The sequence below is a fragment of the Rugamonas violacea genome (genome assembly GCF_016461825.1).
In the GTDB taxonomy this organism is placed as follows: Bacteria; Pseudomonadota; Gammaproteobacteria; order Burkholderiales; family Burkholderiaceae_D; genus Rugamonas.
In genome coordinates this window covers 1-8218 of record NZ_JAEMNU010000108.1, presented here as the reverse complement: position 1 = coordinate 8218, position 8218 = coordinate 1, and the positions used below count along the sequence as shown (strand labels likewise).

Annotated in this window: 7 protein-coding genes and 1 other RNA gene; 2 read left to right on the top strand and 6 right to left on the bottom strand. The window is 60.3% G+C overall.

The window, feature by feature from the left end:
* The coding region (gene dnaX, locus H7U20_RS19685; protein WP_199760842.1) for a DNA polymerase III subunit gamma/tau at positions 1 to 1258 on the bottom strand (1258 nt) is incomplete at its 3' end.
* 288 nt (positions 1259 to 1546) lie between these two features.
* Here dnaX and H7U20_RS19680 point away from each other — a divergent pair.
* The gene (locus tag H7U20_RS19680) at positions 1547 to 2218 is read left to right on the top strand and encodes a DUF2987 domain-containing protein (protein WP_199760841.1); all 672 of its coding nucleotides are present in this window, start codon (positions 1547 to 1549) and stop codon (positions 2216 to 2218) included.
* 69 nt (positions 2219 to 2287) lie between these two features.
* On the opposite strand, the gene ffs is transcribed toward H7U20_RS19680, so the two are convergent.
* Both ffs and ubiD read right to left on the bottom strand, forming a co-directional pair.
* Positions 2288 to 2386, bottom strand: an RNA gene (gene ffs, locus H7U20_RS19675) — signal recognition particle sRNA small type.
* Between the two features lie 69 nt (positions 2387 to 2455).
* On the bottom strand, positions 2456 to 3940 hold the full coding sequence (gene ubiD / locus H7U20_RS19670; protein WP_199760840.1) for a 4-hydroxy-3-polyprenylbenzoate decarboxylase: 1485 nt from the start codon (positions 3938 to 3940) through the stop codon (positions 2456 to 2458).
* A gap of 473 nt (positions 3941 to 4413) precedes the next feature.
* Between ubiD and H7U20_RS19665 the strand changes: the two genes are divergently transcribed.
* Positions 4414 to 5301, top strand: coding sequence for a lytic transglycosylase domain-containing protein (locus tag H7U20_RS19665; protein WP_199760844.1), 888 nt, complete (start codon positions 4414 to 4416; stop codon positions 5299 to 5301).
* 146 nt (positions 5302 to 5447) lie between these two features.
* On the opposite strand, the gene H7U20_RS19660 is transcribed toward H7U20_RS19665, so the two are convergent.
* The 3 genes from H7U20_RS19660 to H7U20_RS19650 form a co-directional block, all read right to left on the bottom strand.
* Positions 5448 to 5726, bottom strand: coding sequence for a PAAR domain-containing protein (locus H7U20_RS19660; protein ID WP_199760839.1), 279 nt, complete (start codon positions 5724 to 5726; stop codon positions 5448 to 5450).
* Positions 5727 to 5769: 43 nt separating this feature from the next.
* The gene (locus H7U20_RS19655) at positions 5770 to 6798 is read right to left on the bottom strand and encodes an SEL1-like repeat protein (protein WP_233410921.1); all 1029 of its coding nucleotides are present in this window, start codon (positions 6796 to 6798) and stop codon (positions 5770 to 5772) included.
* Between the two features lie 2 nt (positions 6799 to 6800).
* On the bottom strand, positions 6801 to 8218 hold a 1418-nt coding region (locus H7U20_RS19650; protein WP_199760838.1), incomplete at its 5' end, for a phospholipase D-like domain-containing protein.

Here is an 8218-nt window from a genome sequence, read left to right as displayed (position 1 = left end):
CGGCGGCGGCGCCGGCCACCACGGCCGGCGGCGTCACGGTGGCGTGGCTGGCGGCGACATGGCTGGCGGCTCGGGCCGGCGGCATGGCGGCGGCGCGCGCGGCGGCGGCCGGACGGGCCGCCATCGGCGCGGCGGCCGGCACACCCTCGGCGCCGCCTACGCCGGGCCGAAAGGCCAGCATGCGCAGCAGCGTCATGGTGAAACCGGCGTACTCGTCGGGCGCCAGGCCCAGCTCGTTGCGGCCGTGCACGGCGATCTGGTAATACAGTTGCACTTCCTCGGCGTCGAAGGCGGCGGCCAGGCGCACGATGTCGGCGTATTCCGGCAGGTCGGCCGGCAGCGCGGCCGGCACGGTCTGCGCCAGCGCGATACGGTGCAACAAGGTGCCCAAGTCCTGCAGCGCGCCGTTGTAGGACAGGCTGCGGGCGGCCATCTCGTCGGCCACGGCCAGCAAGTCGGCGCCGTCCTGCTGCGCCAAGGCGTCGAGCAGACGCACCAGGTAAGACTGGTCGAGCGCGCCCAGCATGCCCTGCACCGCGTCCAGCGTCACCTCGCCGGCGGCGTAGGCGATGGCCTGGTCGGTCAGCGACAGCGCATCGCGCATCGAACCGTGCGCGCCCTGGGCCAACAGGCGCAGGGCCGGCTGTTCGAAGGTGATGCCTTCCTGGCCGAGAATATTGTCCAGGTGGCTGATAATGTGGCCGGGCGGCATCTGCTTCAGGTTGAACTGCAGGCAACGCGACAACACCGTCACGGGAATCTTTTGCGGGTCGGTGGTGGCCAGGATGAACTTGACGTGCTCGGGCGGTTCCTCCAGCGTCTTCAGCATCGAGTTGAAGGCGTGGTTGGTCAGCATGTGCACCTCATCGATCATATAGACCTTGAAGCGGGCGTTGGACGGCGCGTACACCGCCTGCTCCAGCAACTGCGCCATCTCGTCGACGCCACGGTTCGACGCCGCGTCCATCTCTATATAGTCGACGAAGCGGCCGGCGTCGATCGCCGTGCAGGCCTCGCACACGCCGCAGGGCGTGGCGGTGATGCCGCCGTTGCCGTCCGGGCCGATGCAGTTGAGCGATTTGGCCAGGATGCGCGACAACGTGGTCTTGCCCACCCCGCGTGTTCCGGTGAACAAATAGGCGTGGTGCAGGCGGCCGCTGTGCAAGGCGTGCGTCAACGCGCGCACGACGTGCTCCTGGCCGACGAGCGTTTCGAAATTCTTGGGGCGGTATTTACGGGCGAGGACTTGATAGGACATGCTGAGATTTTACCGTAGATAGCGGGTGGAGCGGTCAATCCTGCGCGGCTGCGCGCAAGTGCCTTGGCAAACTGCGCCGGATGCGTAAAAACGGCAATTGTAACAAGCTGGCACGAGCTTGGCTAACTTGCGCCGCTGCCGGGCGGCGCCGGACCACGCCGGCCGCTGGCGGCAACGCTGCCCTTTAGCATGGCGAACCTGAAGATTGGCCCAAGAGCCGTGGTGGATATGGCATAGCGCGGGGCTGGTGGATCACCTACAATTTAATTTTATTTCAACATGACAAAAATGAAAAAACTTGCATTGCTGGCCCTGCTGCCCCTGTCCTTCTCCGCCATGGCCGCCGAGGAGCGCGAATGGATCTCGTATAAAAAACTGCTGGAGGCGACCCACTTCGACAAGTTCTACGCCCTGCCCGCCGCCGAGCGCGACAAGGTGGCCGTCTACATCACCTTCGCGCCGAGCAACAAGGCGATCAAGCCGACCGACATGGCGCTGACCGTGGTCCACTCCGGCGGCCGCACGGCGTTGCCGGTGACGGCCGACGGCCGCCTGACCATGGTGCCGGTGGCCAAATGGGTCAGCGAGGACGCCAGAATCTGGACCCAGATGCCCAAGGGCGAGAAGGCGGCCATCGGCTTCGGCATGAACGCCGTGCTGCCCGAGGGCCAGCAATGGAGCTACGCCAGCGCGATGGGCGGCGTGCCGCAGGCCAACGCGGCGATCAAACAGGTGGCCGGCGCGCTGAGCCTGTTCGCGCCATCGATCAAGTCGCTGGTGTTCAAATTCGCCAAGCCGGCCCAACTGACGATCCAGGCGCACAACGGCGTCAAACAATACAGCAGCGACGCCCGCAACGAAATCTGGCTCAAGCCGGACGACGCGCTGATCAAGGAGAATCCGCTGATGGTGCTGTCGGAGCGGCCACGCGAGGTGGAGCTCGAAACGGACAGCAAGTAGAAGCAAGAGGAAATAAGTCCGGAAACAACAAAAGCTGCCTAGGCAGCTTTTTTTGTATGAATTCCCGAAGGAGGCGAGCCTGATCTGCGGCACTCGTGGGTAACAGCCGTGGCTGCTTCGTTCCCGACCTGACCAGGTTAGCCGTGCCACAATGCGCAGGGGCCCGCCGAGGGCAATTATAACCGACCTGGCGACTTCGTGGGAAGTGCCGTGCCGGCCCGGCGATCGCCGCGCAAATTACAGTCCCAGCTCCTGCCAGATCTGGTCGACCCTGGCCTTGACCTGCGGCGTCATGGCGATGGTGGTGCCCCACTCCCGGTTGGTTTCGCCCGGCCATTTGTTGGTGGCGTCGATGCCCATCTTGCTGCCCAGACCGCTGACGGGCGAGGCGAAGTCCAGATAATCGATCGGCGTGTTGTCGACCAAGGTGGTGTCGCGGGTCGGGTCGACGCGGGTGGTGATGGCCCAGATCACCTCCTTCCAGTCGCGGATGTTGACGTCCTCGTCGACCACGACGATGAACTTGGTATACATGAACTGGCGCAGGAAGCTCCACACGCCGAACATCACCCGCTTGGCGTGGCCGGCGTACTGCTTCTTGATCTGCACCACCGCCATGCGGTAGCTGCAACCCTCGGGCGGCAGATAGAAGTCGGTGATCTCGCTGAATTGCTTTTGCAGCAAGGGAATGAACACCTCGTTCAGCGCCAAGCCCAACACGGCCGGCTCGTCGGGCGGCTTGCCGGTGTAGGTCGAGTGGTAGATCGGGTCGCGCCGCATGGTGATGCGGTCGATGGTGAACACCGGGAAGGAATCCTGCTCGTTGTAATAGCCGGTGTGGTCGCCGTACGGCCCTTCCATCGCGTGCTCGTAGCCGGACGGATGGTTGGCGTCGGGATAGATATGTCCCTCCAGCACGATCTCGGCCGAGGCCGGCACCCGCAGCTCGCTGCCGATCGCCTTGACCAGCTCGGTGCGGCTGCCGCGCAGCAGGCCGGCGAACTGGTACTCGGACAGGCTGTCCGGCACCGGCGTCACGGCGCCCAGGATGGTGGCCGGGTCGGCGCCCAGCGCCACGCAGATCGGATACGGCTGGCCCTTGCTCTGCACGGCGTGCTCGCGGAAGTCCAGCGCCCCGCCCCGGTGCGCCAGCCAGCGCATGATCACCTTATTAGGACCGAGCACCTGCTGGCGGTAAATGCCCAGGTTTTGCCGCTTCTTATTAGGTCCCTTGGTGATCACCAGGCCCCAGGTGATCAGCGGGGCGACGTCGCCGGGCCAGCAGTGCTGGATCGGCAAACGCGACAGGTCGACGTCCTGGCCCTCCCAAACGATCTCCTGACAGGGCGCGCCACGCATTTCCTTGGGCGACATGTCCCACACCGCCTTGACCAGCGAGCCCAGGCCCAGCAGATCCTTGAACCCCTTCGGCGGCTCCGGCTCTTTCAAGCGGGCCAGCACATGGCCGATCTTGCGCAGTTCGCTGACGTCCTCGGCACCCATGCCCAGCGCCACCCGGCGCGGCGTGCCGAACAGATTGGCCAGCACCGGCATGTTGTGGCCGGTCGGATTTTGGAACAGCAGAGCCGGTCCACCGGCGCGCAAAGTGCGGTCGCAGACCTCGGTCATCTCTAAATGGGGGGAAACCGGCAATAAAATGGGCTTAAGTTCGCCCATTCGTTGCAGTTGAGAAATAAAATCTCGTAAATCTGAATATTTCATGTTTTTTTTAATTTTTGTGGCAGTGAACGGCGTGGCTGAGAAATCTGGGTCAAGTGATTGATTTTATTGGTTTTACGCGCAATGCAAGCAAAAAAGCTAGATTTAAAAGTAATAACAGATGGATTCGTTAGTATTGACTTGATATAAAACGGCTTCTACAATTTGCCCTACTTGAAGAGGACATGGTCTTTCGACCACATATTGACTGTCACTCATTCATTCACGGAGCCGGGGCTCCACATGACATTTTAAGGAGTGTTTTCAAAAGGCGTCTGCCTTACCCCCGAAAAAAGTTGTATTGCGACTGATCAAATACCACAGGGAAAGATCTGCTCAAGCAAGCAATGACGGCGTCCAACGCGCGCTCCCAGCGGCGACGGACGATGATATTTCTGATGCACGGCATTGGCACTCCATTGGCTGCGTTTAGCGCGGCAGGGACTCGCTTTTTACGGACATTTCAGGGGACTTCCATGACTAATCGTTTCAATGGCGCAACTCAGCTTGCCCAGCAATTGGCCCGCCAGCCAGCCACGTGGTTTGCCACGTCGCGCGTATCGGCACGTGGGGTGCTGACGACAGCACAACACACACTGACAATTTTTGGTATTTCGGCACTCGTCGTCATCGCAGTATTGTTTCTCCGCCCCGACCTGGTCAAGCAATTGTCCAAGACCCTCGCACCGGAGCCGGCCGCCGAAGTGGCCGTCGTCACGGCGCCGCCGCTGTCGGCCCTGATGGACGCGCCGGCCTCGCCGGCCGCCACCGCGCCGCTGAGCGCCGAAGAGAAGGCCCTGCTGGGCACCCAGAAGCAACAACAATGGGTCACCTCCTGGCTGTCCAAGCGCTACCGCGTGGCCGGCGACGCCGCCAATATGCTGGTCTCGACCGCTTACCTGACGGCACGTGAAATCAAACTCGACCCGCTGCTGATCCTGGCCGTGATGGCGATCGAATCGGGCCTGAACCCGTTCGCCGAAAGCCCGGTCGGCGCCCAAGGCCTGATGCAAGTCATGTCCAAGATACACCACGACAAGTTCCAGGAAATGGGCGGCGTGCAAGCGGCGCTCAATCCGGTCGCCAACATCCGCGTCGGCTCCTTGATCCTGAAGGATTACGTGACCCGTGGCGGTTCGGTCGAAGCCGGCCTGAAAACCTATGTCGGTGCCGCCGCCTTCGCACACGACGACGGCTACGGCTCGCGCGTGCTGGCCGAGTACCAGCGCCTCAAGCAAGTCTCCGCCGGCAAAAAAGTGCCGACCACCACGCCAATGATGGCCGCAGCGCCCGCCCCGGCCGCGCCGAAGGACAACACCGTCGCCAGCGCCGACAAGGTCAAAACCGAAATCGCCGGCTTGTAAGCCCGCCGCGCCCGGCCTCGGCCGGCAGGACAAAACCACCGCGAAACGAAATGCCGTTCAGTTAAGACTGAGCGGCTTTTTTTTGGTCGCGAACATTGAAAATCGCTGCCTGCCGCCGTCGAACAAGTTGTTCGCGTGGACGGTCGCTATCCAACGGTGGCGTTAGCCTTGCCAATGAGCTTGCAGCCACACGCCGTCGTGCAGCCCTCGACAGCGACCGGAATACCGCCTGCGGTGAGCGTTTCGTGGGCGCTCGTGATTTTATTGACGCCATGAGGTTTGCCGCCAGGGTAGAGCTGCGGACAGAACACGTCGTCGCCAAGACGCGCAATCGCCTTGCCGCCGACATCGTGCCTCGGCGAGCCGCTGATGACCTTGCCGCCGTGGTCGGTCGAGTCGCCGACGGTGATGATTTTCAAGGACATACAATCCTCCTGAATGGCACATCAAAACGCACATCTGATCGTTTCAGTATGTAGGTGGACCTTTCGACTCCGGCTCGACCGCGTCGTCAACGCCAGACCACTCTGGCAATTTCGCTGGTGGAAGGGGCAATACCTTGTCTAGCCGGCCTAATTTAAGGTCTGGATTGATTTTCAAGGTGTCGTAAATAATGCTATACCGGTTGCTGCGTTCGAGGTCTGCCCGGACGCCCAAGGCCGCCAAGGCGGGCTTATCTTCCTCAGCGGTGGTTACCCAATAACCCGTATCGAATAGTTGTTTAAGTGCTGAGGCACAATCCTCACTGCCGAATTTCACACCTTCCTGAAAATACTTAGCGGAATCCTCGAATTTTTTGGATACCCGCCTATCCACCCCCAACGCAAAAGCCGCCGCACCGTGTCCCTGCTGGTATGCGCACTGAACCATGGTTTCCTCATCGTTCAACCGGCCTTCATGAGCATAGGCGCTGGCCAACGTCATCTGCGCTTCCGGACTGCCGAGTTCCGCTGCCTTTAGATAATATGCCCAGGCCAGGTCGACATCGTAGTGCGCTCCACCATAGCCGTGCTCGTAAGCGACACCTAAGTCATATACCCCCCAAGGTTGCAATTCCTTGGCCGCCATGCGGGCGATTTCGACCGCCTTATCGGGGTCGGCATCAAGCACATGATTGGATTCAAGTACCCCCAGCCCGTAAAGATAGAAATGAGACATCAACGCGCGCGCGCCCCAGTCCCCGAGGTCGGCGGCCTTGCGAACGTCGGTAAGTATCCGCATGGCCTCTTCATGGGTGAATTGCCATGCAATCTTACTGCGCCATACATTGCGCGCTTCGATATAGAGACGATAAGTCGCTGGGTCGCGGGTGGCAGGCATATGCGCCTTCCAGCGACCGCATGCGGGTGGCGGGTCGGATAAATTGAATTTCTTATATCCATAAGGTAAGGCATGCAAGGCTCTCTCCTGTAAATAGTCGATGAGGAAATAACTGCCTGCGGCAAGAATGGCCAGCAGAGCGAAGGAATAGATCCAGCGTATCGGCGAGCGGCTCATCGCTAGACCACGGTCGAGCCTGGCTTACGGTCCACATGGAACGGCATCAACTGATTTTGCAATCGCGCGCCTCTCTTCTTGAGAGCATCATTGTCAGTTTGAAAGCTTTTCCAATGCTGAAAGGTTTCAAGCATGTCCCCAAACTGAGCCGGCCCCGCATTCCCGGTACACTGGCTGAACAAATCGGCGCGCAGTTGATACGCCACATCCTTCGCCTGGCTCAATACGTTGAGCTCGCTGTCCAGCGCCATGCTGCGCAGGTTCAGGTTGGCCGAACCAATGGTGAACGCCGCATCGTCCACAATCGCCACCTTGGCGTGGATGTAGATTTCCTCGTAATCAGTCGGCGTCAACTTGCCTTTGATGTTTGCGCAAGTCCAAAGCGAGCCCATGACGACATTGATGCCTTGGTCGGCCAGCTCAGCCACGGATATTGGGGGCTTGATTTTATTCTTGCGCGCCTTCGCCACCGCCTCCTCGTGCTCCACCCTCATGGTCTCGCTCATGCCAACCTTGCTGGCCACGCTGTAGGTCGGCCTGTCCATGCCGTCGCTTTCCGGGCTCGAGGTGAGCAGGAAGACATACATCGGCATGAGATAGCCCGCGCTGCGCAAACGCCCCACGCATCCGATCAGATGGTCGGCCCAGTCCTGATACTGGATATATTGGTTCTGAATGAACATGTAGTGCGTCGTTTGCCGCGTCAAGTTGGCGTAACACTCCTTGATGGCCTTCTCCCCGTGCAAAGGCTGGGTGCGCAATAACTGAACGCTGTGCCTGTCACTCGCCAAGTTAAAAGCTTTCAACGGTATCTTGTTGCGCCGCGCGATGAAATCGGAATCCATTTCCGCGTGGTTCGGGTCCACCTTGGCCTTGAACACTGAATCCCGGACTTTCTCATTCAACAAGGCGGGAACGACCAGCGATGCCGCCTTGATGAGCCAGTAGTACTTTTCGAAAGTGGCGCTGGGATAGGTCGATTCCTGCCAGGCCTGGCAGAAATTATGATTCAGGTCGTAGAGTATCGGTCCGTGCAAGCGACAGGAAACGTCCTGGTAAGGCTTGGTGACGCGGCTATGCTTTTCAATATACGACTGGACCAGACGCTCCTTGAACACCCGCTCTTGCTCGGTCGGCGCATAACCGGCGCAATAAGGCGAATCGAAGCGCTGACCTTCCTTCCACGCCGCCTTCTGCAAGGCCACATGGTCCATCGAATAGAAACGCTCACGGCGGATATCGCGGAACCTGTGCTCTTCGGTATCCCAAAAGTCGGTGATGGAATTGTGCCCCATCACATAGCCGATCGCCCTCTCCGGCATTTCATAGTCGATCAACACCATTTTCTGATGGTGGCTGGCATATCGCATGGCCAAATCCACTTTCCATCCCGCCGGCGGTGTCTCCTCCTGCAGCGACT